Origin of the sequence: Agromyces bauzanensis, from assembly GCF_014645655.1 — a bacterium.
In the GTDB taxonomy this organism is placed as follows: Bacteria; Actinomycetota; Actinomycetes; order Actinomycetales; family Microbacteriaceae; genus Agromyces; species Agromyces bauzanensis.
Map to the genome: position 1 here is coordinate 1 of NZ_BMMD01000007.1, position 20,637 is coordinate 20,637.

The 20,637-nt window shown below is 71.9% G+C and carries 22 protein-coding genes; 14 read left to right on the forward strand and 8 right to left on the reverse strand.

Annotated features, from left to right (window positions below):
* Window positions 1-486: 486 nt before the first annotated feature.
* A complete protein-coding gene (locus tag IEX31_RS07465; RefSeq protein ID WP_188742813.1) occupies window positions 487-1,377 on the reverse strand; it encodes an iron-sulfur binding domain-containing protein in 891 nt (296 codons plus the stop codon).
* A gap of 48 nt (window positions 1,378-1,425) precedes the next feature.
* Between IEX31_RS07465 and IEX31_RS07470 the strand changes: the two genes are divergently transcribed.
* Window positions 1,426-2,028, forward strand: a complete 603-nt coding sequence (locus IEX31_RS07470; protein ID WP_188742814.1) for a nucleoside/nucleotide kinase family protein — start codon at window positions 1,426-1,428, stop codon at window positions 2,026-2,028.
* 32 nt (window positions 2,029-2,060) lie between these two features.
* On the opposite strand, the gene IEX31_RS07475 is transcribed toward IEX31_RS07470, so the two are convergent.
* The gene (locus IEX31_RS07475; protein ID WP_188742815.1) at window positions 2,061-3,056 is read right to left on the reverse strand and encodes a ketopantoate reductase family protein; all 996 of its coding nucleotides are present in this window, start codon (window positions 3,054-3,056) and stop codon (window positions 2,061-2,063) included.
* Window positions 3,057-3,124: 68 nt separating this feature from the next.
* On the opposite strand from IEX31_RS07475, the gene truB reads away from it, so the two are divergent.
* The 4 genes from truB to IEX31_RS07495 are packed head-to-tail and all read left to right on the forward strand — an operon-like array spanning window position 3,125 to window position 5,822.
* Window positions 3,125-4,030 (forward strand): tRNA pseudouridine(55) synthase TruB, encoded by a 906-nt coding sequence (truB, locus tag IEX31_RS07480; RefSeq protein ID WP_373285509.1) that lies wholly within the window; start codon window positions 3,125-3,127, stop codon window positions 4,028-4,030.
* On the forward strand, window positions 4,027-4,395 hold the full coding sequence (locus IEX31_RS07485) for a hypothetical protein (protein WP_188742816.1): 369 nt from the start codon (window positions 4,027-4,029) through the stop codon (window positions 4,393-4,395). Before truB ends, IEX31_RS07485 begins: the two co-directional genes overlap by 4 nt.
* Before the next feature lie 24 nt (window positions 4,396-4,419).
* Complete coding sequence (locus tag IEX31_RS07490; protein ID WP_229662178.1) at window positions 4,420-4,893, forward strand: hypothetical protein; 474 nt, start codon at window positions 4,420-4,422, stop codon at window positions 4,891-4,893.
* Window positions 4,890-5,822: a bifunctional riboflavin kinase/FAD synthetase gene (locus IEX31_RS07495; protein WP_188742817.1), complete on the forward strand. Its 933-nt coding sequence runs from the start codon at window positions 4,890-4,892 to the stop codon at window positions 5,820-5,822. The genes IEX31_RS07490 and IEX31_RS07495 overlap by 4 nt, the downstream gene beginning before the upstream one ends.
* 25 nt (window positions 5,823-5,847) lie before the next feature.
* Here IEX31_RS07495 and IEX31_RS07500 read toward each other — a convergent pair whose 3' ends face one another.
* Window positions 5,848-6,123, reverse strand: a complete 276-nt coding sequence (locus tag IEX31_RS07500) for a hypothetical protein (protein WP_188742818.1) — start codon at window positions 6,121-6,123, stop codon at window positions 5,848-5,850.
* Window positions 6,124-6,418: 295 nt separating this feature from the next.
* A complete protein-coding gene (locus tag IEX31_RS07505) occupies window positions 6,419-7,351 on the reverse strand; it encodes an ROK family protein (protein ID WP_188742819.1) in 933 nt (310 codons plus the stop codon).
* A gap of 113 nt (window positions 7,352-7,464) precedes the next feature.
* On the opposite strand from IEX31_RS07505, the gene IEX31_RS07510 reads away from it, so the two are divergent.
* The 5 genes from IEX31_RS07510 to IEX31_RS07530 all read left to right on the forward strand — a co-directional run bounded on the left by IEX31_RS07510 (window position 7,465) and on the right by IEX31_RS07530 (window position 12,571).
* Window positions 7,465-8,415 carry a sugar-binding transcriptional regulator gene (locus IEX31_RS07510; protein ID WP_229662179.1) on the forward strand — a complete coding sequence of 317 codons (951 nt, stop codon included), beginning with the start codon at window positions 7,465-7,467 and terminating at the stop codon, window positions 8,413-8,415.
* 56 nt (window positions 8,416-8,471) lie between these two features.
* On the forward strand, window positions 8,472-9,494 hold the full coding sequence (deoC, locus tag IEX31_RS07515) for a deoxyribose-phosphate aldolase (protein WP_188742821.1): 1,023 nt from the start codon (window positions 8,472-8,474) through the stop codon (window positions 9,492-9,494).
* Window positions 9,495-9,523: 29 nt separating this feature from the next.
* A complete protein-coding gene (locus IEX31_RS07520) occupies window positions 9,524-11,158 on the forward strand; it encodes an aldehyde dehydrogenase family protein (protein WP_229662180.1) in 1,635 nt (544 codons plus the stop codon).
* Window positions 11,155-12,015 carry an aldehyde dehydrogenase family protein gene (locus IEX31_RS07525; protein WP_188742822.1) on the forward strand — a complete coding sequence of 287 codons (861 nt, stop codon included), beginning with the start codon at window positions 11,155-11,157 and terminating at the stop codon, window positions 12,013-12,015. Before IEX31_RS07520 ends, IEX31_RS07525 begins: the two co-directional genes overlap by 4 nt.
* A gap of 145 nt (window positions 12,016-12,160) precedes the next feature.
* Window positions 12,161-12,571: a glycerophosphodiester phosphodiesterase family protein gene (locus IEX31_RS07530; protein ID WP_188742949.1), complete on the forward strand. Its 411-nt coding sequence runs from the start codon at window positions 12,161-12,163 to the stop codon at window positions 12,569-12,571.
* A 7-nt stretch (window positions 12,572-12,578) separates the two neighbouring features.
* Here IEX31_RS07530 and IEX31_RS07535 read toward each other — a convergent pair whose 3' ends face one another.
* Both IEX31_RS07535 and IEX31_RS07540 read right to left on the reverse strand, forming a co-directional pair.
* Window positions 12,579-13,121, reverse strand: coding sequence for an O-acetyl-ADP-ribose deacetylase (locus IEX31_RS07535; protein ID WP_188742823.1), 543 nt, complete (start codon window positions 13,119-13,121; stop codon window positions 12,579-12,581).
* 7 nt (window positions 13,122-13,128) lie between these two features.
* Complete coding sequence (locus tag IEX31_RS07540) at window positions 13,129-13,407, reverse strand: metal-sensitive transcriptional regulator (protein ID WP_188742824.1); 279 nt, start codon at window positions 13,405-13,407, stop codon at window positions 13,129-13,131.
* Window positions 13,408-13,481: 74 nt separating this feature from the next.
* Here IEX31_RS07540 and IEX31_RS07545 point away from each other — a divergent pair, with 74 nt between their 5' ends.
* Window positions 13,482-15,344, forward strand: a complete 1,863-nt coding sequence (locus IEX31_RS07545) for a DUF2207 family protein (RefSeq protein WP_188742825.1) — start codon at window positions 13,482-13,484, stop codon at window positions 15,342-15,344.
* A gap of 25 nt (window positions 15,345-15,369) precedes the next feature.
* Here the strand turns inward: IEX31_RS07545 and IEX31_RS07550 are convergent, their stop codons facing one another.
* Complete coding sequence (locus IEX31_RS07550; RefSeq protein ID WP_188742826.1) at window positions 15,370-15,573, reverse strand: hypothetical protein; 204 nt, start codon at window positions 15,571-15,573, stop codon at window positions 15,370-15,372.
* Between the two features lie 298 nt (window positions 15,574-15,871).
* Between IEX31_RS07550 and IEX31_RS07555 the strand changes: the two genes are divergently transcribed.
* The 3 genes from IEX31_RS07555 to IEX31_RS07565 all read left to right on the forward strand — a co-directional run bounded on the left by IEX31_RS07555 (window position 15,872) and on the right by IEX31_RS07565 (window position 19,698).
* A complete protein-coding gene (locus IEX31_RS07555) occupies window positions 15,872-18,001 on the forward strand; it encodes a DEAD/DEAH box helicase (protein ID WP_188742827.1) in 2,130 nt (709 codons plus the stop codon).
* A 115-nt stretch (window positions 18,002-18,116) separates the two neighbouring features.
* Window positions 18,117-19,145 carry a 6-phosphofructokinase gene (locus IEX31_RS07560; RefSeq protein ID WP_188742828.1) on the forward strand — a complete coding sequence of 343 codons (1,029 nt, stop codon included), beginning with the start codon at window positions 18,117-18,119 and terminating at the stop codon, window positions 19,143-19,145.
* 25 nt (window positions 19,146-19,170) lie between these two features.
* Window positions 19,171-19,698 (forward strand): 8-oxo-dGTP diphosphatase, encoded by a 528-nt coding sequence (locus tag IEX31_RS07565; protein WP_188742829.1) that lies wholly within the window; start codon window positions 19,171-19,173, stop codon window positions 19,696-19,698.
* A 168-nt stretch (window positions 19,699-19,866) separates the two neighbouring features.
* Here IEX31_RS07565 and IEX31_RS07570 read toward each other — a convergent pair whose 3' ends face one another.
* Window positions 19,867-20,631: a FadR/GntR family transcriptional regulator gene (locus tag IEX31_RS07570; protein ID WP_188742830.1), complete on the reverse strand. Its 765-nt coding sequence runs from the start codon at window positions 20,629-20,631 to the stop codon at window positions 19,867-19,869.
* Between the last annotated feature and the right edge of the window lie 6 nt (window positions 20,632-20,637).

Consider the following 20,637-nt stretch of genomic DNA (forward strand, 5'->3'; position numbering starts at 1 on the left):
ACAGCAGGTCCTGGACCTCCTACACATCCCCACCAACGTCTACAACTCGACCGAAGCCCAGTGAAGCGGGGGCCCAAAACGCGATCGAGAAGTGCGGAACGTCAGCCGACAACACCCCCTCAACGGGGGATTGTGGAGTCCGGCAACGAGGCGCTCTCGGAAGTGGAGAGACATCGGGCCCCTCGCCCATGACCGGTTCGCACGCCGTGCAATCGACCAAGAAATGCCAGTTCAGAGGATGTAATGATTGGTTTAGTGTGCCGGGTCTGCTCCGCCGATTCGGTTCGCATTCGCATCCGACTCGCGGCGCCGTGACCGTGGCGTTCCTTGGCGAGTTCATGACGATTCGTCACGGAATTAACCTGGCCGAAATCTGGGTCATCCGATCGGGCCCCCCAGTCCGGGGGCGGGGAGTCGTGCGGCGCGCCGGTGTGATTCGGGGGACATCGCCCGGGTGCGGCCGGCCCCGGCGCCCGTCCGCCCGGGTCAGGCGTCGGGCAGCGCGAGCGCCCCGTCGTCCCCGGCAACCGCCAGCCCGTCGTCGACGAGGCCCGCGAGCGCCCGCGCGAGCTGTGCGGCATCCGACCACACCGCGTCGAGCTCATCGCGGGGGACCGGTCGGTGCGCCGCACGCAGCTCCCGCATGACGAGCCCGCGTACCTGCCGGTCCGAACCCGCGAACCGGGACTGCACCGCGCGCCGGGGCCCGGCGTACGACGGGTGGCCCGCACCGCGCCACGCGCACGCCGTCGCGATCGGGCACACGTCGCAGCGCGGGGATCGCGCCGTGCACACCGTGGCGCCGAGCTCCATGGCGGCCGCGTTGAACACGCGCGCCGCGGCATCCGACTCCGGCAGCAACGCCGACATCGTCGCGATGTCGCGCGCCGCCGACGGCGGCCCCGGCTCGGCCTGTCCGAGCGTCGCTCGCGCGATGACGCGCCGGGTGTTGGTGTCGACCACCGGATGCCGCATCCCGAACGCGAACGCCGCGACGGCCCGCGCGGTGTACGGGCCGACGCCCTGCAGGGCGAGGAGGTCGTCGAGTGCCGAGGGCACCTCGCCGCCGTGCCGCTCCACGACCTCGACGGCCGCGCGGTGCAGCCACAGCGCCCGCCGCGGGTAGCCGAGACGGTCCCACGCCCGCACCGCCTCGGCGGGCGGCTCGGCGGCGAGCGCGGCGGCCGTCGGCCACCGTGCGATCCACGCCTCCCAGCGCGGCACGACGCGTGCGACCTGGGTCTGCTGCAGCATGAACTCGCTCACGAGCACGGCCCACGGGGACACCTCCGCAGCCCGCCACGGCAGCGGACGCGCGGCATGTGCGAACCACGGGTTCAGGGCGGCCGAGAGGTCGGCGGTATCGGAACGCGGCATCCACTCAGCCTATGTCGGGCCGGATGCCGCGGAGCTAGGCTCCTTGGCATGGAGCTCGTCACCACGCCGCGCGTCACGTTCCTCCGAGGGCTCGCCGACGAGATCCTGCAGCACTACGGGCGCGGACGCATGATCGTCGCGATCGACGGGCCGCTCCGGAGCGGAAAGACACGGTTCGCCGACGACCTCGCCGCGGTGCTCCGCGAGCGTGGGCACCGGGTGTTCCGCGCCAGCATGGAGGGCTTCCACCGATCACGCGAGGCGCAGGGCGACTTCGGTGAGGACACACCTGCCCGCTACTACCGCTACGGCTTCGACGAGTCGGCCCTGCGTCGCGTGCTCGTCGAGCCGTTCCGGATGGGCGGGTCGACGGCGTTCGTGACGAGCGTGTTCGACCCGTCGCGCGACGCCTGGGTCGAGCCGAAGTGGCTCACGGGACCGGCCGACGCGATCCTGGCGATCGACGGTCGCTTCCTGCTTCGGCCGCGGCTCAGCGACCTGTGGGACTTCCGCATCGCGCTCGACGGCGAGCCCGTCGATCCCGCCGACGTGCTCGCGTACGCCGAGAGCGACCCGCGGCTCGTGGCGTCTGCGGTCGTCGACGACCGCGAACCCGAGCATCCGAGGCGGCGGTTCTTCGACAGCTGCTGAGCCGTGCTCGTCACGCCGCGTCGGCGCCGCGGTCACGCCGAGAGGGCGGCGAGCACGCGCTCGACGGGGAGGCCCGTTCCGGACGCCTCGACCTCGTGCACGAGCGCCGTGAGCGCCGCGTTGACGGGCGCCTCCAGGCCGGCGGCGGATGCCTCGCGCACGACGGCCCCGTTGAGGTAGTCGACCTCAGTGGGCTGGCCGCGGCGCAGGCTCTGCTGCGTCGACCCCAGGTTGGGCACATTGCCCATGCGCACGCGCATGAGCCACGGCAGGAGCTGGCCGAGCGCGAGCGGCAGGCGCGCGAACAGCCGCAGCCGGCGGTCGCCGAGCCCCTGCAGCGACCCGAAGCGGATGCCGCGCGCGAGGCCCACCCGCACCGCCTCGCGCATCGACGCGGCGACGACCCGGCGCAGTCGCCGATGGTCGACGACGTCCTGCACGCTTCTGCCGACGATCGCGGGCACGGCGTTCAGCATGTTCACGATGAGCTTCGTCCACTGGGCGCCGCGGAAGCCGCCGATCGCGACGACGGGGACGGCCTCGGAGAGCACGGCGGCGGTGCGCCGGCTCTCGTCGTCGGGCGGGCCGTCGCCGCGGCCGAGGTAGCTCGTCGCGGGCGTCGTGACCCGCACGACCCCCGGCTCGGTGTAGTTCGCGGCGATGATCGACAGCAGGCCCATGCACGAGGAGCGCGGAAGCAGCCGGGATGCCGTCGCGACGCCCTCGAGGCCGTTCTGCACGACGACGACGGGCACGCCGTCGACGACCGCGGCGTTCGCCTCGATCGCGGCCGCGGCGTCCTGTGCCTTGGTGCACACGAGCACCAGGCCCGGGCGTGCGGCCAGCACCTCCGAGGCGGTGACGCGTGCGTGCGTCTCGCCGTACCCTCCCGTCAGCCGGATGCCGCCGGAGCGAATCGCCTCGAGCCCCGCACCGCGGGCCGTCACCTCGACCTCGTGCCCGGCCCGGACGAGCAGCGCCGCGAACGTGCCGCCGAGCGCGCCGGCGCCGATGATCCCGATCCTCACCCTCCCAGCGTAGGGGGGCGCCGGCCTCCGGGGCGGTCGGCGGTGCACGGGCTGTTAGCCTGTACGGCGTGAACAGCGGCATCCTCCTCGTCGACAAGCCGAAGGGGATCACGAGCCACGACGTGGTGGCACGCACGCGCCGCCTCGCCGGCACCCGCAAGGTCGGGCACGCCGGCACCCTCGACCCCATGGCCACCGGCTTGCTCGTCCTCGGCGTGAACCACGCGACGAGGCTCCTGCACCACCTCGTCGGCCTCGACAAGGAGTACCTCGCCACGATTCGGCTCGGGTGGGGCACGACGACCGACGACGCCGAGGGCGAACCGATCGCCGCGGCATCCGCCGACCGGCTCGACGCGGTGACCGAGGAGGCCATCGCCGCCGGCATGCGGCGGCTCACGGGCGTCATCGACCAGGTGCCGAGCGCCATCAGCGCGATCAAGGTGGACGGCCGGCGCGCGTATCAGCGCGTGCGCGACGGCGAACAGGTCGAGCTCGCGGCGCGCACGGTGACCGTGGCGGCGTTCGAGCTCCTCGCGATGCGCCGGGGTGACGGGTTCATCGATGCCGACGTGCGCGTCGAGTGCTCGTCGGGCACCTACGTGCGGGCGCTGGCGCGCGACCTCGGCGAGCACCTGGGAACAGGCGGCCACCTCACGGCGCTCCGGCGCACCAGGGTCGGCGCCTTCGACGTCGACGCGGCCGCGGAGCTCGAGGCCCTCGACGTCGGGGCCTCGCTGATGAGCCCGGCGGATGCCGCGAGCCGGGCGCTGCCCGTCGTGCGGCTCACCGCCCAGCAGGCGACCGACCTCGGACACGGCAAGCGCATCGAGGCATCCCGGGCCCTCGCCGCATCGCCCGGCGACGCCGTCGCCGCGATCGGCCCCGACGACCGGCTCGTCGCGATCGTCGAGCGGCGCGGGGAGGCGCTGAAGGTCGTGACGGGGTTCCCATCCGAGGAGGCCGGCGCATGATCGAGTGGTTCACGTGGGTGCAGCTCGCCGTCGCCGTCGCGGCGGGGCTCGTCTGCATCGTGCTCGGCCTCGCCGGACGCGCGCCGAACGATGTCACGAACGGCGCGCTCGCGCTCGTCGAGGTCCTGCTCGTCGTGCAGCTCGTCGTCGCCATCGCCGCGCCCGCGTTCGGAAACGAGGCCACCGGAAGCCTCCTCGAGTTCTACACGTACCTCGTCGGCGCACTGCTGCTCCCGCCCGGCGCGATCTTCTGGGGACTGCTCGAGCGCAGCCGCTGGTCGACCGTCGTGCTGGGGGTCGCCGCGCTCGCCGTCGCGGTCATGGTGTACCGCATGCTGCAGATCTGGACCGTGCAGCAGGCCTAGCCGCGTCTGAGAGAATCGATCGACATGACTGACGTGCAGAGTGCCCGGCCCGAGACCGAACGTGGGCGCCGGATGAGCGGCATCGGGCGTGTGCTCGTGGCCGTCTACGGCGTGCTCGCGCTCGCCGCGCTGGGCCGATCCTTCGTGCAGATCGTGGCCAAGTTCGACGAGGCGCCGCTCGCCTATACGCTCTCCGCGCTGGCAGCGACCGTCTACGTGCTCGCAACCGTGGCGCTCGTTCGCCCGGGCCGAGGCTGGTACCGCGTCGCGTGGGCGACGATCGTCTTCGAGTTCACGGGCGTCATCGTCGTCGGCACGCTCAGCGTCGTGTACCCCGAGCTGTTCCCGCATGACGCGGTGTGGTCGTGGTTCGGACGCGGGTACCTGTTCATCCCGCTCGTGCTGCCCGTGCTCGGCATGTGGTGGCTCGCGAAGCACCGCCCGGCGGCCCCCGCGTCAGCGGCGCCGCAAGGTGCGAGCGGGGCGGATGCCGCGTGAGGACGTTCGAGGGCCTCGGCGCCGTCCCACCGGGCTTCGGCCCGAGCGTCGTCACGATCGGCAAGTTCGACGGGGTGCACACGGGTCACCGCGCGGTCATCGACCGGGTGCACGACATCGCCGCCGCCGAGGACCTGCGGTCGGTCGTCGTGACGTTCGACCGCAATCCGCTGGAGCTCCTCGCCCCCGAGAAGTGCCCCGACTCGCTCGTGAGCGTGCGGCAGAAGCTGGAGCTCCTCGGCTCGACGGGCGTGGACGCGACGCTGCTGCTTCCGTTCGACCGGGCGCTCGCCTCGGTGCCCGCCACCGAGTTCGTCGAGCGCGTGCTCGTCGACGCGCTGCACGCGAAGGCCGTGCTCGTGGGCGCCGACTTCCGCTACGGGGCGCGTGGCGCCGGTGACGTCGACCTCCTCGTCGACCTCGGCGCGACGTTCGGCTTCCGGGTCGAGGTCGTCGACGACGTGCGGCCCGAGTCGGGTCGTCGAGTCTCGTCGACGTGGATCCGCGAGCTCCTCGCCGAGGGCGACGTGCGGCACGCGACCGAGCTCCTCGGCCACGCGCCCACCGTCTCGGGCATCGTCGTGCACGGCGCGAAGCGCGGTCGCGGGCTCGGATTCCCGACCGCGAACCTGAGTCCCGAGTCCGAGGGATTGATTCCCGCCGACGGCGTCTACGCCGGGTGGCTCACCGATGCGGGCACGAGGTATCCCGCGGCCATCTCGGTCGGCGACAACCCGACGTTCGAGGGGGTGCCGAAGAAGCAGGTCGAGGCCTACGTGCTCGATCGCGACCTCGACCTCTACGATCACGTCGTCGACGTCGAGTTCGTCGAGCGACTGCGCGGCATGGTCGCCTTCACGAACATCCCCGATCTTGTCGAGACCATGCGCGGCGACGTCGACCAGGCCCGCGCGGTGCTCGTGGACTGAGCCGGCTCGACCGTCGCCGCTCTGCTCACTCCTCGCCGATCTCGCCGTCGCGAGCGGGCCGCGGCGCCTCCGTGCCGATGCCGGCGAGGAAGCGGATGAGCTCGTGCGCCGTGCCGACGAGCGCGGGCCCGTGCCCGATCGTCCATCCGGCGTCAGTCGCGTGCAGATGGCGGTGCCGGTGGCGGATGCCGCGGGCTGGGCTCCTGGTCGGCATCGCCTCCGCGACGATCGTGGCGGGGTACTCGGGGCTCATCCTCGCCCCGACCGTGGCGACGTGGCTCTGGGTGGCGCTCGCGGGCATCGGCCCGCTCCTGTTCCCCCTCGCGCTCGTGATCGTCAACCTCCGCACCCGCACGCAACAGGGAGCGGTCGCGCTCTCGGGGGTCGTGCAGTCGGTGGGCTACCTGATGGTCGCGGTCGGGCCGTTCGCGGTCGGCGTGCTTCGAGACCTCACCGGCGGCTGGTTCTGGCCGCTCCTCGTCCTGCTCGGCTCCGCGGGGGTCGTCGCGATCGCGGGGGTCGTCGCGATCGCGGGGGTCGTCGCGTCGCGGCCGCGGTCTTCGAGGACGAGCGGTCTCGGACCTGACGTCGCCGGATCAGGCGAGGAACTCGGGGCGGTGCACGAGCGCGGCCGCCCCGATGAGCGGCCCCTCGTCGGAGAGACCCGACGGCACGATCTGCACGCGCGAGACGAACGGGAACGCCGCGCGCTCGGCGACGGCGGTGCGGGCGTGCTCGAAGAGCGCGGGAGAGACGCGGGAGAACCCGCCGCCGATCGCGACGAGGTCGAGGTCGAGGAGGCTCGCGGCCGATGCCACGCCATGCCCGAGCGCGGAGCCTGCCCGGGCGACCGCGGCGACGGCGACGGGATCACCCGCTTCGTGCGCGCGGGCGAGCTCCTCGCCGGTGGAGCCGGTGAAGCCCCGTGTCCGCGCCCACGCCACGGTCCGCGGCCCCGAGGCGACCGCCTCGAGGCAGCCGCGTCCGCCGCACGGGCAGGCGTCGTCGAAGCCGCCGACCTCGATGTGTCCGATGTGCCCCGCGTTGCCGGTGGGGCTCGGGGCGGCACGCCCGCCGAGCACGAGGCCGCCGCCGACCCCCGTCGACACGACCATGCCGAGCAGGTTCGGGACGCCCTGGGCCGCGCCGACCCAGTACTCGGCGAGCGCGATGCACAGGCCGTCGATCCGAAGCGTCACGGGCGCGTCGGGCACGAGTCCGGCGATGGATGCCGCGAGCGGGTGATCGCGCCAGGCCGGCACGTTGAGCGGCGACACGAGGCCGTGCTCGGCGTCGACCGGACCGGCCGCCCCGACGCCCACCCCCGTGAGCACGGTGCCGTCGGGCACGGCTGCCCTCGAGGCCTCGACGACCTCGCGCACCGAGGCGTCGAGCTCGTCGCTCGTCGCGGCCGCGCCCGTGGGGCGTCGGTGCCGGGAACCGGGCAGGAGTCGCCCACGATCGTCGACGAGGGCGGCCTCGACCTTGGTGCCCCCGAAGTCGACCGAGAGTGCCAGGGCCCGCTGCATGGCACCAAGCATAGGCGCGCGGCATCCCGGCCCCGTTGCTCATGTGAGCAGGATCACCCGCGAGCGTTGCCGATGCGCACCGGGCTGCCTACGCTGGAACTCGAGGTGGAAGGATGCATGTGGACGAGGTCGACGAGCTGCTCTCGATCCGGGCGGCCGAGCTCTACTACGAGGAGAACAAGACGCAGGACGAGATCGGGCAGGCGCTGCGCCTGACCCGGTGGAAGGTCGGCCGACTCCTCGCACAGGCCAAGCAGCGCGGATTCATCCGCATCGAGATCCTGCACCCGCGGGCGCGACGGCTGCCCATCGAGCGGCGGCTCCGGGAGGAGCGCGGGCTCGCCGACGCGATCGTCGTCTCGACCGCGGGCGTGCAGTCGCCCGAAGAGCTGCAGGAGCGCACGGCTCAGGCCGCCGCCGACTACCTCACGGCCATCCGGCCGGTGCCACGCACCCTCGGAGTGAGCTGGGGCCGCACCCTCTTCGAGATCTCGCAACACCTCCGCAGCGGCTGGGCCACGGGCGTCAACGTGGTGCAGATCAACGGGGGCGTGAGCCTCAACCGGCGCCCCGGCACCGCCGCCGCGACCGCCGTGGGCATCGCGCAGAAGGGCGGCGGCAGCGCCACGCTCCTGCCGAGCCCCGCCATCCTCGAACGGCTCGCCACCAAGGAGGCCATCGAGTCCGATCGCGTCGTCGCGGCCGTCATCGAGCTCGCGCGCTCTGCCGACGCCTACCTGTTCAGTGCCGGCGCGGCCGACCACAGCTCGGTGCACGTCGAGAGCGGCTACCTCTCACCCGCCGACGTCGACGTACTGGTGCAGAAGGGCGCCGTCGGCGACATCGTGGGACGTTACATCGACTCCGACGGCAACATCGTCGACCCGGCGCTCGACGCGCGCACGGTCGGGCTCACGCTCGACGAGCTCCGCTCCGCCGAGCTCGCCGTCGCGGTCATCGCCGGCAGCGCCAAGCACGCCGTCGCCGACGCGGTCGTGCGCAGCGGCCTCTGCTCCGTCCTCGTCACCGATGAGGCCACCGCCCTCCATCTGCTCAACGGCTGACGCGCGTCGCCACCGTCCGCGCCAGTGCCACCAACACGGAAAGCCAGGTCGCAACCATGCCAGCTCCGATCAGCGCAGGCACCTCCCTCGTCACCGCCCGGGAGCGCGCGCTCGCCGTGCTCGGGGGTGAATCCGACGACGCCACCCTTCGGCGCTACCTGCACGGCATCGCGGGCGTCGATGCGGTGGGACTCGAGCAGCGCGCCGCCGCGCTCGGCACGCGTTCCATCAAGACGACGTCCAAGAAGTGGGCGCTCGACCGCATCATCTCGCTCATCGACCTCACCACCCTCGAGGGCGCCGACACCCCCGGCAAGGTGCGCTCGCTCGTCGCGAAGGCGTTGAACGCCGATCCGGCGGATGCCACAACGCCACGCGTCGCGGCCGTCTGCGTCTACGGCGACATGGTCCCGTCGGCCGTCGATGCGCTGGGCGCGGCCCACGGCGATCCCGATGACGGCGGCATCGCCGTCGCGGCGGTCGCCACGGCGTTCCCGTCCGGGCGAGCCTCGCTCGACATCAAGCTCGCCGACACGGCCGAGGCCGTCGCGGCCGGTGCCGACGAGATCGACATGGTCATCGACCGCGGCGCGTTCCTCGCCGGGCGGTATGGGCTGGTCTTCGACCAGATCGCGGCCGTGAAGGAGGCCTGCCGCCGCCCCGACGGCACGAGCGCGAGTCTCAAGGTGATCCTCGAGACCGGCGAACTCATGACCTACGACAACGTCCGCCGCGCGTCGTGGCTCTCGATCCTCGCGGGCGGCGACTTCATCAAGACGTCCACCGGAAAGGTGCAGCCCGCCGCGACGCTGCCCGTCACGCTCCTCATGCTGGAGGTCGTGCGCGACTGGCACCTGATGACCGGTCAGCGCATCGGCGTGAAGCCCGCGGGCGGCATCCGCGCCTCGAAGGACGCCATCAAGTACCTCGTCACCGTCGCCGAGACGGCCGGCGAGGAGTGGCTCCAGCCGCACCTGTTCCGGTTCGGCGCATCGAGCCTCCTGAACGACGTGCTCCTTCAGCGCCAGAAGATCACGTCGGGGCACTACTCCGGCGCCGACTACGTGACGATCGACTGACCCTTCGATCGCATGAGACTGAGGACGACATGAGCTTTCTCGAATACGCCCCGGCCCCCGAGTCGCGAGCGATCCTCTCGCTCCGCGACCGGTACGGCCTCTTCATCGACGGCGAGTTCGTCGACGGCCGCGGCACGCCCTTCCAGACCATCTCGCCCGCGACAGAGGAGCACATCGCCACGATCGCGAACGCGAACGAGGCGGATGTCGCGGACGCCGTCGCCGCGGCCCGCCGCGCCTACGACCGCACCTGGTCGAGGATGAGCGGCCGCGACCGAGGCAAGTACCTCTTCCGCATCGCGCGACTCGTGCAGGAGCGCTCACGCGAGCTCGCCGTCGCCGAGTCGCTCGACAACGGGAAGCCCATCAAGGAATCGCGCGATGTCGACGTCCCGCTCGTGGCCGCGTGGTTCTTCTACTACGCGGGCTGGGCCGACAAGCTCGACCATGCCGGCCTCGGCGGCGACCCCCGTTCGCTCGGCGTGGCCGCACAGGTGATCCCGTGGAACTTCCCGCTGCTCATGCTGGCGTGGAAGATCGCGCCGGCGCTCGCGGCCGGCAACACCGTGGTGCTGAAGCCCGCCGAGACCACCCCGCTCACGGCGTTGATCTTCGCCGAGATCCTGCAGCAGGCGGAGCTCCCGCCCGGCGTCGTGAACATCATCACGGGCGCGGGCGACACCGGGGCGGCGCTCGTCGCGCACGACGGTGTCGACAAGGTGGCCTTCACGGGCTCGACCGCCGTCGGGCGCGCGATCGCCAAGCAGATCGCCGGCACCGACAAGAGGGTCACCCTCGAACTCGGCGGCAAGGCCGCGAACATCGTGTTCGACGACGCGCCCATGGACCAGGCGATCGAGGGCATCGTCAACGGCATCTTCTTCAACCAGGGCCACGTGTGCTGCGCAGGCTCGCGCCTGCTCGTGCAGGAGAACATCCACGACGAGGTCGTCGAGCGGCTGAAGCTTCGCCTGGCGACCCTCCGGCTCGGCGATCCGCTCGACAAGAACACCGACATCGGCGCGATCAACTCGAAGGAACAGCTCGAGCGCATCCACGAGCTCTCCGAGATCGGTGTCGCCGAGGGGGCCGACCGCTGGAGCGCGCCGTGCGAGATCCCCGAGAACGGGTTCTGGTACGCGCCGACCATCTTCACGAACGTGCAGACCTCGAGCCGCATCGCGCGTGACGAGATCTTCGGGCCGGTGCTCTCGGTGCTCACGTTCCGCACGCCCGCCGAGGCGATCGCGAAGGCCAACAACACGCCGTACGGCCTGTCCGCCGGCATCTGGACCGATAAGGGCAGTCGCATCCTCGCGGTCGCCGATCAGCTGCGTGCGGGCGTCGTCTGGGCCAACACGTTCAACCGCTTCGACCCCGCTTCGCCGTTCGGCGGCTACAAGGAGTCGGGCTACGGCCGCGAGGGCGGACGCCACGGCCTTGCCGCGTACCTCGCGCCGGCGGCGACCGTCGGTCGAGGAGGCGCGCAGTTCTCCACTGGTCGAGGAGGCGCGCAGCGCCGTCTCGAGACCGGTGCGGCCGCAGCACCCGCTGATCTCGATACGGCTTCCGAGCGGCCTACTCGATCAACCGAGACCGCAGCGAAGCCGGCGCGTCGCACCCGCCGAACCGCCAAGCCCGCGAAGAAGGGAGCCGCGAAGTGAGCCGCCTCGCCGTGCCGAAGACCTACAAGCTCTACATCGGCGGCGCATTCCCGCGCAGCGAATCCGGACGCACCTACGAGGTCGTCTCGGCTTCGGGTGCGTTCCTCGCGAATGCCGCGAAGGCATCGCGGAAGGACGCCCGCGATGCGGTGGTGGCCGCGCGCGCCGCCGTCTCGGGCTGGGGCGGAGCGACCGCCTACAACCGCGGCCAGGTGCTCTACCGTATCGCCGAGCTCCTCGAGGGGCGCCGGGCCCAGTTCATCGCGGAGATCGAGGAGGCCGAGGGCGTCACGCGCGCCGTGGCGTCCGCCCAGGTGGACGAGTCGATCGATCGCTGGGTCTGGTACGCGGGGTGGGCCGACAAGTTCGCCCAGGTCGCCGGCAATGCCAACCCGGTCGCCGGGCCGTACTTCAACATCTCGGTCCCCGAGCCGACCGGCGTCGTCGCCATCGTCGTGCCGCAGGACTCCTCCCTGCTCGGGTTCGTCTCCGCGGTCGCTCCCGCGCTCGTCGCGGGCAACTCGGTCGTGGCGGTCGCGAGCGAGCGGTTCCCGCTCTCGGCCATCAGCCTGGCCGAGGTGCTCGCGACGAGCGACGTGCCGAAGGGCGTCGTCAATGTGCTCACGGGCTCGCCGGCCGAGATCGCGCCGTGGCTCGCGAGCCACGCCGACGTGAACGCGCTCGACCTCGTCGGCGCGGGCGACCTCGACTGGATCTCGCTCGAGATCGAGGCGGCCGACACGCTGAAGCGGGTGCTCCGCCCCGAGCAGGGTCCGGATGCCGCGGCGCCGGCGCTCGGGCGCATCAGCGCGTTCACCGAGACGAAGACGGTCTGGCACACGAAGAGCCTGCGGTAGGCGGCGCGTGTCCGGGAGCAACGGCGCGTCGGACGAGTGAGCCGGCTGGTCTCCGACCCGTTCGACCACCGCGTCACGAAGCAGGGCGGGCTGATCGTCTCCCGCGGCGCTCGCCCATCGGGAGACCGCCCGAGCACTCGTCGAGCTGAAGGCCGACTGGCGGGTCGAGGAGATCCGCCGGGTCGTCGACCTCGTCGAACGCCACGGACTGCGCGGCCGGGTGGTGCTGCAGAGCTTCAGCCTCGAGACGCTCTTCGCCGTGCAGCAGGTGTCGCCCACCACGCCGCGCATCATGCTCATCCGCGAGCTGCCCGCCGAGCCCGTGGCACTCGGCGAACGACTCGGCGTCATCGGGTTCGGCACGACCGCGGCATCCGTCACCGCCGTGCCGGGCGCGCTCGAGGCGCTGCTCGAGGCGGGCGTCGCGGTGCTCTGCTACACCCTGAACACGCACGAGACGTGGCAGGACGTGAGCGAGCTCGGCGTCGACGGCATCATCACCGACCAGCCGAGCGAGCTCGACGAGAGGCTCGCGGTCACCGCGCCCGGGACGTGATCGAGGCTCAGGCCACGTCGAGGCCGAGCCGATCGGCGGCCTCGTGGAATTCGTCGTGCATGCGCGCCGAGAACAGCACGAAGCGCACGAGGGCCGGTGCCCGCTCTGCCTCGGTCGCCGCGTCGAGCGCCACGACCGCGGTGTCGTCGGCGGGCCAGCCGTAGATCCCGGCCGAGATGGCCGGCATGGCGACGGAGGTCGCGCCGAGCTCGGCGGCGAGGTCGATCGAGTTGCGGTACGCGTTCGCGAGGAGCTTCCGCCGTTCGTCCGCCTCGGGGCCGGGCCCGGGCCAGACCGGGCCGACGGCGTGGATGACCCATCGCGCCGGCAGCCGTCCCGCCCTGGTCGCCACGGCCTCACCCGTGTGCACCCCGTTGGGGTGGGAGGTCGCGCGGAGCCGTCGGCACTCCTCGAGGATCGCCGGCCCGCCCGCGCGGTGGATCGCGCCGTCGACGCCACCGCCGCCGAGCAGGCTCGAGTTCGCGGCGTTCACGATGGCGTCGACGCGCTCGCGCGTGATGTCGCCGAGAACGATCTCGATGCGCCGCATCCGCCGGCTATCCGCGGTTGTTGGAGAGCTCGAAGATGCGCAGCAGTTCGGCGACCGCGTCGTCGCGCTGGTCTCCGCCCGCCTCGTACATGTCGGTGACATGCGTGCGCAGGTGGTTCTCGACGAGCAGCTTGTTGAGCGAGCCCAGCGACTTCTGCACCGCGAGCGAGAGCGTGATGATGTCGACGCAGTAGTCCTCGTTCTCGATCATCTTCTCGATGCCGCGGAGCTGACCCTCGATGATCTTCGTGCGGTGCAGGGCGCGCTTCTTGATGTCGTCGATCACTACAACAGGATACCGCGCGGGTCCATGTACCCCTCTGAGGTATCACGCGGCGCGCGGGGCGATACCGTTGGGGCATGGTCCGTGCCTCCGTTCGCGCCGTCCTCGCACTCGCCGTCCTCGCGCTCGCGCTGGGCCCCGCCGGGGCGGCCGCCGCGGTTCCGGTCGCATCGGCGGCCGCCGGGTCCGCGGCATCCGTCACGGCACTGCCCGCAGATGTCGACGACTTCTCGTTCGCGTCCTTCGACGCGGTGTACGAGCTGAGCCGCGACGAGAACCTGCGTTCGGTGCTCGACACGACCGAGACCCTCGTGGCCGTCTTCCCGGAGTTCGACCAGAATCGCGGCATCCGGCGGGCGATCCCGCTGCGCTACCAGGGGCACCCGACCGACATCCGGGTGGACTCGGTGACGGACGAGACCGGCACGCCGCGGCCGTTCGAGGTGGAGCGCGACGAGGAGGGCGTGTTCCTGCTCATCACGATCCGTGCCGACGACTACGTGCACGGCGAGCAGACCTACGTCATCAGCTACCGCCAGCACAACGTCACGCTCGAGCCCGATGACGCGGACCTCGACGAGTTCTACTGGGACGTGAACGGAACCGGTTGGGCGCAGCCGTTCGGGCGCGTCCGCGCCGAGTTGCGGATGTCGGAGGAGGTCGCCGAGGGCTTCACGGGCGCCGTGGCGTGCTACCGCGGATGGGAGGGCTCCTCGACGCCCTGCGAGTCGCTCGAGGCCGCTGAGTCGATGCCGCCCGTCGTGACCGCGGAGGCGGCCGGCCTCGGACCGTACGAGAACCTCACGATCGCGGTCGGCTTCGACGCCGCCACGTTCGAGCCGCGCGACGAGTCGTTCGGCGCCTCGGCCGCGGCCGTCACGGGCGCGGTCGGCGCGGTCGGCGCCGTCGCGGCCATGGTCGCGGCGATCGTGCTGCGGCTCACGCGCTGGCGCGACCACCCCGGCCGCGGCACGATCATCGCGCAGTACGAGCCGCCGCGCGTGAGCGCCATGGTGTCGTCCGACCTCGTCGGCCAGTCGGGCAAGGGCGTGACGGCGACCATCCTCGAGCGGGCGGTCGACGGGGAGCTCCGGATCGTCGAGACCGGCCGCAAGCGCTACGCCGTCGAGTTCATGGGCGGCGAGGCGGGCGACGCCGACGCCCGATCGGTCGTGTCGGCACTGTTCAGCGGCCTGCCGACGCGGGGCGCTCGCCGAGACCTGAAGACCCGCGACACGACGCTCGGCAAGCGCCTGCTCGCGATCCGCCAGCGCGTCGGGAAGGGCGTCGTCACCATGGGCCTGCGCCGCAGGCCCGACCTGGGGATCCGCGTGCTGCTGGCGGTCGGCGCGGGGGCCTTCGCGACGCTCAGCCTCGTCTTCGGCATCGTCGCGATCGACGACAACATGGGCGGCGCGTGGCCCGCGCTGCTGTTCATCGTCGCGATCGCCGCGGCGATCACGGCGATCATCGCGGTCGCCGTCGTACGCCCCCTCACCGAGGCGGGCCGTGGGCTCCGTGATCACCTCGAGGGCCTCCGGCTGTACATCCGACTCGCCGAGGCAGACCGCCTCCGCGTGCTGCAGAGCCCGAGCGGCGCCCTGCGCGTCGACCGCCCAGGTGCGACGACGGCAACGGTCGATTCGGCCGTGGTATTGAAGCTCCACGAGCGACTCCTGCCCTACGCGGTGCTCTTCGGCCTTGAGCGGGAGTGGAGTCGCGAACTGGCGGCGCTGTACGAGCAGCGCGGCGAGAGCCCCTCGTGGTACGCCGGGCGCGACGGCTTCAACGCGGGGCTGTTCGCGGCATCCGTCTCCTCGTTCACGGCCGCATCGAGCGCCTCGTGGTCGGGATCGAGCTCGAGTTCGTCGTCGAGCGGATCGGGTGGCGGTGGCTCGTCGGGCGGCGGTGGCGGCGGTGGCGGCGGTGGCGGCGTCTGACGCCGCAGAGGCCAGATCCCGGCGGTCAGTCCTCGTCGGCGGACGCGGGCTCGTCGGCGAGCGGCACCCGGCGTTCCTCGTCGACGCCGGGTACCTCGTCGTCGAGGCTGTCGTCGAGCGTGCGCTCGTCGTCCTCGAACGCGAGTTCGCCCTCCTCGAACTCGGTGTCCTGCGCGACCGTGAATTCGTCGTCCTCGGGCGTGACGTCCGCCCCCGCGAGATCGTCCATGCCTGAAGCATAGGCGGAGACGCGGCCCTCCGCACCGTGCGCCAGACGCCCGGCCTCGCCGCTGGCGGCGCGCTCGCGGCCGCGGCGTTCGGATCCGCGTCGCCGACCGCGCCGCGGAACCGCTAGAATGGCAGGGCGCCCGACGAATCCGTTCTTCGGCCGACCGCGTGGACTCAGTCCATGTGCTGCTCGGTTCGGGATTCGGCGTACCGCGAGCTGGGCTCCGATGCCCCGAGCGGCCCGGCCACCGCGACCCGGTGCAGGAGGCGCGCAGCAGTCGGCCAGAAACGGGAGGACCATGGCCCAGCAGACGAGGCAGCGTCAGCGCACTCGATCGCGTGACGACGACGCGCCCATCATCCCGATCCTCGCGCGCAAGGTGCGCGAAGTCGAGACCAAGGCCCAGAAGGGCAGGCTCGGACCGACGAACCGCACGAAGTTCCAGGTGATCGCGCTCCTCATGCGGGAGGAGCGTGCCCGAGTGAAGGCCGACCCCGACCTCACCGACGCCGCCCGTGCCGAGCTCCTCAAGCGCCTCGACGGCATCGCGCAGATCCTCGCGAAGACGGCCGCACGCGACACGAGCCTCATCTCGCTGCTCGAGCCCGATGCCTCGATCTCGACGGTCGCGCAGCGCTTCCGCCGCGACTGGCTGCTCGAGTCGGGGGCTGAGCTCAGTCCCGACGAGCTCATCATCACGCGCGAGATCGCCGCGCCCGCACCCGAACTTGCCGAGAACCAGGTCATCCCGGCGTCCGTGCGGGCACGCCAGCTCGCGAACCCGTTCCTCCCGCCGGACTTCTCGCGCGCCGCGTCGCCCATGGTGCCCGTGCGCCGGCTCGCGAACTGGGAGCTGCTCGGCCCGCTGTTCAAGTCGTTCGAGATCGGTTCCGGGGGCCAGGCCGCTTCGATGGATCTGCCGGAGGCGCCCGCGGTCGACCGGCTCTCCCCACGCGGCCTCGAGCTCATGAAGCACCAGGCCCGATTCATCGAGGCGGCACGGCTCGGCCACCGCTCGTTCCTGCTGGCGGACGAGCCGGGTCTCGGCAAGACCGCCCAGTCGGTGCTGGCGGCATCCGTCGCCGACGCGTATCCGCTGCTCGCGGTCGTGCCCAATGTCGTGAAGATGAACTGGGCGCGCGAAGTGGAGCGCTGGACCCCGCACCGCAGGGCCACCGTCATCCACGGCGACGGCGACACCCTCGACGCGTTCGCCGACGTGGTCGTGGTGAACTACGACGTGCTCGACCGGCACATGGCGTGGCTGTCGACGCTCGGCTTCCGCGGCATGGTCGTCGACGAGGCGCACTTCATCAAGAACCTGCAGTCGCAGCGCTCGCGGAACGTGCTCGCGCTCGCCGACCGGATCCGTCGCACGACGCCCGGCGGCGACCCGCTGCTGCTCGCGCTCACCGGCACGCCGCTCATCAACGACGTCGACGACTTCCGGGCGATCTGGCAGTTCCTCGGCTGGATCGAGGGCGACAAGCCGTCTCCGGCGCTCCTCGGCAGGCTCGAGGAGACGGGCCTCACGCCCGCCGACCTCGGGTTCTACCCCGAGGCCCGGCGCATCGTGATCGACCTCGGCATCGTGCGTCGCCGCAAGGTCGACGTCGCCGCAGACCTGCCGGCCAAGCGCATCGCCGACCTGCCCGTGGAGCTCGACGACGAACTCGGGCGCTCGGTGCGCGCCGCCGAGCGCGAGCTCGGCAATCGGCTCGTGGGCCGTTTCCGTGCGCTCGTCGAGTCGCGGAACCTCCGCATCGGCAGCCTCGACGACGACCTGCGCGACCAGTTCATCCGCACCGTCGCACACGCCGAGCTCGAGGAGTCGAAGTCGGCGAAGTCGGGAGAGAACGTCTTCACCATGGTGCGGAAGATCGGTCAGGCGAAGGCGGGCCTCGCGGCTGACTACGCCGCCCAGCTCGCGCGGTCGGTGGGCAAGGTCGTGTTCTTCGCCAAGCACATCGACGTCATGGACCAGGCCGAGGCCGCCCTCGCCGCCCGTGAGCTCCGCACGGTCTCGCTGCGCGGCGACCAGACGGCGCTGCAGCGCCAGGCCGCGATCGACGCGTTCAACAAGGACCCCGAGGTCGCCGTGGCCGTCTGCTCGCTCACGGCCGCCGGCGTCGGCGTCAACCTGCAGGCCGCCTCGAACGTGGTGCTCGCCGAGCTCAGCTGGACCGCGGCCGAGCAGACGCAGGCGATCGACCGCGTGCACCGCATCGGCCAGGACGAGCCGGTCACGGCGTGGCGCATCATCGCGGCGCACACCATCGACGCGCGCATCGCCGAGCTCATCGACTCGAAGCAGGGCCTCGCCCTGCGAGCGCTCGACGGAAGCGACGTCGAGCCCGGCTCCGCCGACTCGGTGCAGCTCGACTCGTTGCAGCACCTGTTGCGCTCGGCCCTCGACGACACCCTCTAGGCGCGGAACCGAGCACCGCTCGGCAACGCTATAGACTGCGGCAGTCGAAGCGCCCCGCCGCAGTGGCCCCGACAGCACCCATGTTCGAGTCGAGCACCCTGGAGTCGTCCACACCATGAAGATCGGGATCCTCACGAGCGGCGGCGACTGCCCCGGCCTCAACGCGGTCATCCGCGGGGCCGTGCTGAAGGGCGTCATCTCGCACGACACCGAGTTCGTCGGGTTCCGGTGGGGCTGGAAGGGTGTCGTCGAGGGCGACTTCACGTCCATCACGCGCCACGACGTGCGCGGCCTCTCGAAGCAGGGCGGCACCATCCTCGGCTCGAGCCGCACGAACCCGTTCGAGGGCGAGCACGGCGGCCCCGAGAACATCCAGCGGATGCTCGACGAGAACGGAATCGAGGCGATCATCGCGATCGGCGGCGAGGGAACGCTGGCGGCCGCGCAGCGGCTCACCGACGCGGGGCTGAGGATCATCGGGGTCCCGAAGACCATCGACAACGACCTCGCGGCGACCGACTACTCGTTCGGCTTCGAGACGGCCGTCGAGATCGCCACCGAGGCGATCGACCGACTGCGCACGACCGCCGAGTCGCACAACCGGTGCATGGTGCTCGAGGTCATGGGCCGCCACGTCGGCTGGATCGCGCTGCACTCGGGCATGGCAGGTGGCGCGCATGCCATCCTCATCCCCGAGCAACCGATGGGCATCGAAGAGATCTGCCATTACGTCGACTCGGTGCGGGAGCGCGGCCGGGCCCCCCTCATCGTGGTCGCCGAGGGCTTCAAGCTCGACACGATGGAGGAGGCGCACTCGCACCTCGGCCTCGACGCGTTCAACCGTCCGCGACTGGGCGGCATCGCCGAGAAGCTCGCCCCCATGATCGAGGAGCGCACCGGCATCGAGTCGCGCCACACCGTGCTCGGCCACATCCAGCGCGGCGGGGCGCCGAGCGCCTACGACCGGGTGCTCGCGACGCGCCTGGGCATGCACGCGGTCGACGCCGCCTACGACGGCGCGTGGGGATCCATGGTCACCCTCCGCGGCACCGACATCGAGACCGTGTCGATCGCCGAGGCCGTCGGGAGCCTGAACCGCGTCCCGCAGCACCGCTACGACGAGGCGAAGATCCTCTTCGGCTGACCTTCGGCGAGTTCAGGGAACACGGATGCCGCTGCCACAGGTCTGCGTCTGCTACCTCCTGCGCGAGCACGCGGGCGGCACCGAGGTGCTCCTCGGACGCAAGAAGAAGGGCCTCGGCATCGGCAACTTCGTGGGACTCGGCGGCAAGCTCGAGCCGGGGGAGTCCGCGGTCGACGCGGCCGTGCGGGAGGTCCTCGAGGAGTCCGGGCTCGTGGTCGCGGCATCCGACCTCGAACCGCGCGGGCTCCTGAGCTACCATTTCCCGCACCGCGAGTCGTGGAGCCAGGAGTCGAGCGTCTTCGTCTGCCACACGTGGGCGGGGGCGCCGCGCGGCTCCGACGAGCTCGATCCCGAGTGGTTCCCGATCGAGCTCGTGCCGTATTCGGAGATGTGGGACGATGCGCGCCGCTGGCTGCCCGGTGTGCTCGTCGGGGCATCCGTGCGTCGCACCTTCGTGTTCGGCGCCGACCTCGCGACCGTGGTGGAGGAGCGGGAGTCGGTCGCGGGCACCGGACCCACCGAGGTCTTTCCCACGCCGGGATGCGGGGGATAGCACCATGAGCGCAAGCCCGCGTCGCGCACCATGGCGATCTGGGGCATCGTCCTCAACGCCGTGATGCTCGGCGGTGCCGTGCTCATGACGCTCGGCGCCCCGGCCTTCGGACTCGCGTTCCTGCCGTTCGCATGCGCCGACGACGGCGGCGGATGCCACGGCCCCCGTTCAGGCGTAGAAGCCGCGCAGCAGCGCCTCGGTGCCCTCGACGTGCTCCGCCATGGCGGCCGCGGCCTCGTCGGGGTTGCCTCGCAGGATGGCGCCGACGATGACCCGATGCTGTTCGTCGGAGTGCGCGATGTTCGGCGCGAGCAGCGGGATGCCGTCGAGGAGTTCGTTCACGCGCATGCGCACGTCGGCGACGAGCGGGATGAGGCTCGGGGCACCCAGCACCTCGGCGATGAGCAGGTGCAGCCGGGAGTCCGCCATGCGGTACTGCGTGCCCGGCGCGGACCGGCACTCCTCGTACGCCTGCCAGAGCCGCTCGCGGTCGGCGGCGCTCAGCTCGCTCTCCGCGGCGCGACGCGCGGTGCCGACCTCGATCACGGCGCGAAGCGCGAGCGTGTCCTCGAGGTGCGTGGCCTGCGCGAGCCGATCGCCCTCGACGCCGACCGGCCTGGGGGAGGGCGACGGCAGTTCGGGGGCGACGAACGTCCCGCCGCTTCGTCCGCGGCGCGAGACCACCCACCCGGCCTCGGCGAGCGACGCGAGCGCCTCACGGAGCGTGTCGCGGCTCACCTCGAGCATGCCGGCGAGCTCGCGTTCGGGCGGGAGCCGGTCGCCCGGCCCGATGAGTCCCAGCCGGATCGACTGGAGCAGGCGCTGCACCGTCTCCTCGAACGCGTTGGCGGGCCGGGCGGGCGTCAGCAGGAGGCCCGCACTCAGCACCTCTGCTGTGGCATCCGCGTCGCCTTCGTCCCCCTGTCGAGCCATGCGTCG

What these genes read in the sequence shown, in the direction of transcription:
- IEX31_RS07560 (WP_188742828.1), top strand. Translation starts at nt 18,117, where the DNA reads ATGAAGATCGGGATCCTCACGAGCGGCGGCGACTGCCCCGGCCTCAAC.
- IEX31_RS07555 (WP_188742827.1), top strand. Translation starts at nt 15,872, where the DNA reads ATGGCCCAGCAGACGAGGCAGCGTCAGCGCACTCGATCGCGTGACGAC.
- IEX31_RS07550 (WP_188742826.1), bottom strand. Translation starts at nt 15,573, where the DNA reads ATGGACGATCTCGCGGGGGCGGACGTCACGCCCGAGGACGACGAATTC.
- IEX31_RS07535 (WP_188742823.1), bottom strand. Translation starts at nt 13,121, where the DNA reads ATGCGGCGCATCGAGATCGTTCTCGGCGACATCACGCGCGAGCGCGTC.
- IEX31_RS07545 (WP_188742825.1), top strand. Translation starts at nt 13,482, where the DNA reads ATGGTCCGTGCCTCCGTTCGCGCCGTCCTCGCACTCGCCGTCCTCGCG.
- IEX31_RS07465 (WP_188742813.1), bottom strand. Translation starts at nt 1,377, where the DNA reads ATGCCGCGTTCCGATACCGCCGACCTCTCGGCCGCCCTGAACCCGTGG.
- IEX31_RS07485 (WP_188742816.1), top strand. Translation starts at nt 4,027, where the DNA reads ATGATCGAGTGGTTCACGTGGGTGCAGCTCGCCGTCGCCGTCGCGGCG.
- IEX31_RS07500 (WP_188742818.1), bottom strand. Translation starts at nt 6,123, where the DNA reads ATGCCCGCGAGCGCCACCCAGAGCCACGTCGCCACGGTCGGGGCGAGG.
- IEX31_RS07510 (WP_229662179.1), top strand. Translation starts at nt 7,465, where the DNA reads ATGCATGTGGACGAGGTCGACGAGCTGCTCTCGATCCGGGCGGCCGAG.
- IEX31_RS07490 (WP_229662178.1), top strand. Translation starts at nt 4,420, where the DNA reads ATGACTGACGTGCAGAGTGCCCGGCCCGAGACCGAACGTGGGCGCCGG.
- IEX31_RS07470 (WP_188742814.1), top strand. Translation starts at nt 1,426, where the DNA reads ATGGAGCTCGTCACCACGCCGCGCGTCACGTTCCTCCGAGGGCTCGCC.
- IEX31_RS07520 (WP_229662180.1), top strand. Translation starts at nt 9,524, where the DNA reads ATGAGCTTTCTCGAATACGCCCCGGCCCCCGAGTCGCGAGCGATCCTC.
- IEX31_RS07505 (WP_188742819.1), bottom strand. Translation starts at nt 7,351, where the DNA reads ATGCAGCGGGCCCTGGCACTCTCGGTCGACTTCGGGGGCACCAAGGTC.
- deoC (WP_188742821.1), top strand. Translation starts at nt 8,472, where the DNA reads ATGCCAGCTCCGATCAGCGCAGGCACCTCCCTCGTCACCGCCCGGGAG.
- IEX31_RS07570 (WP_188742830.1), bottom strand. Translation starts at nt 20,631, where the DNA reads ATGGCTCGACAGGGGGACGAAGGCGACGCGGATGCCACAGCAGAGGTG.
- IEX31_RS07565 (WP_188742829.1), top strand. Translation starts at nt 19,171, where the DNA reads ATGCCGCTGCCACAGGTCTGCGTCTGCTACCTCCTGCGCGAGCACGCG.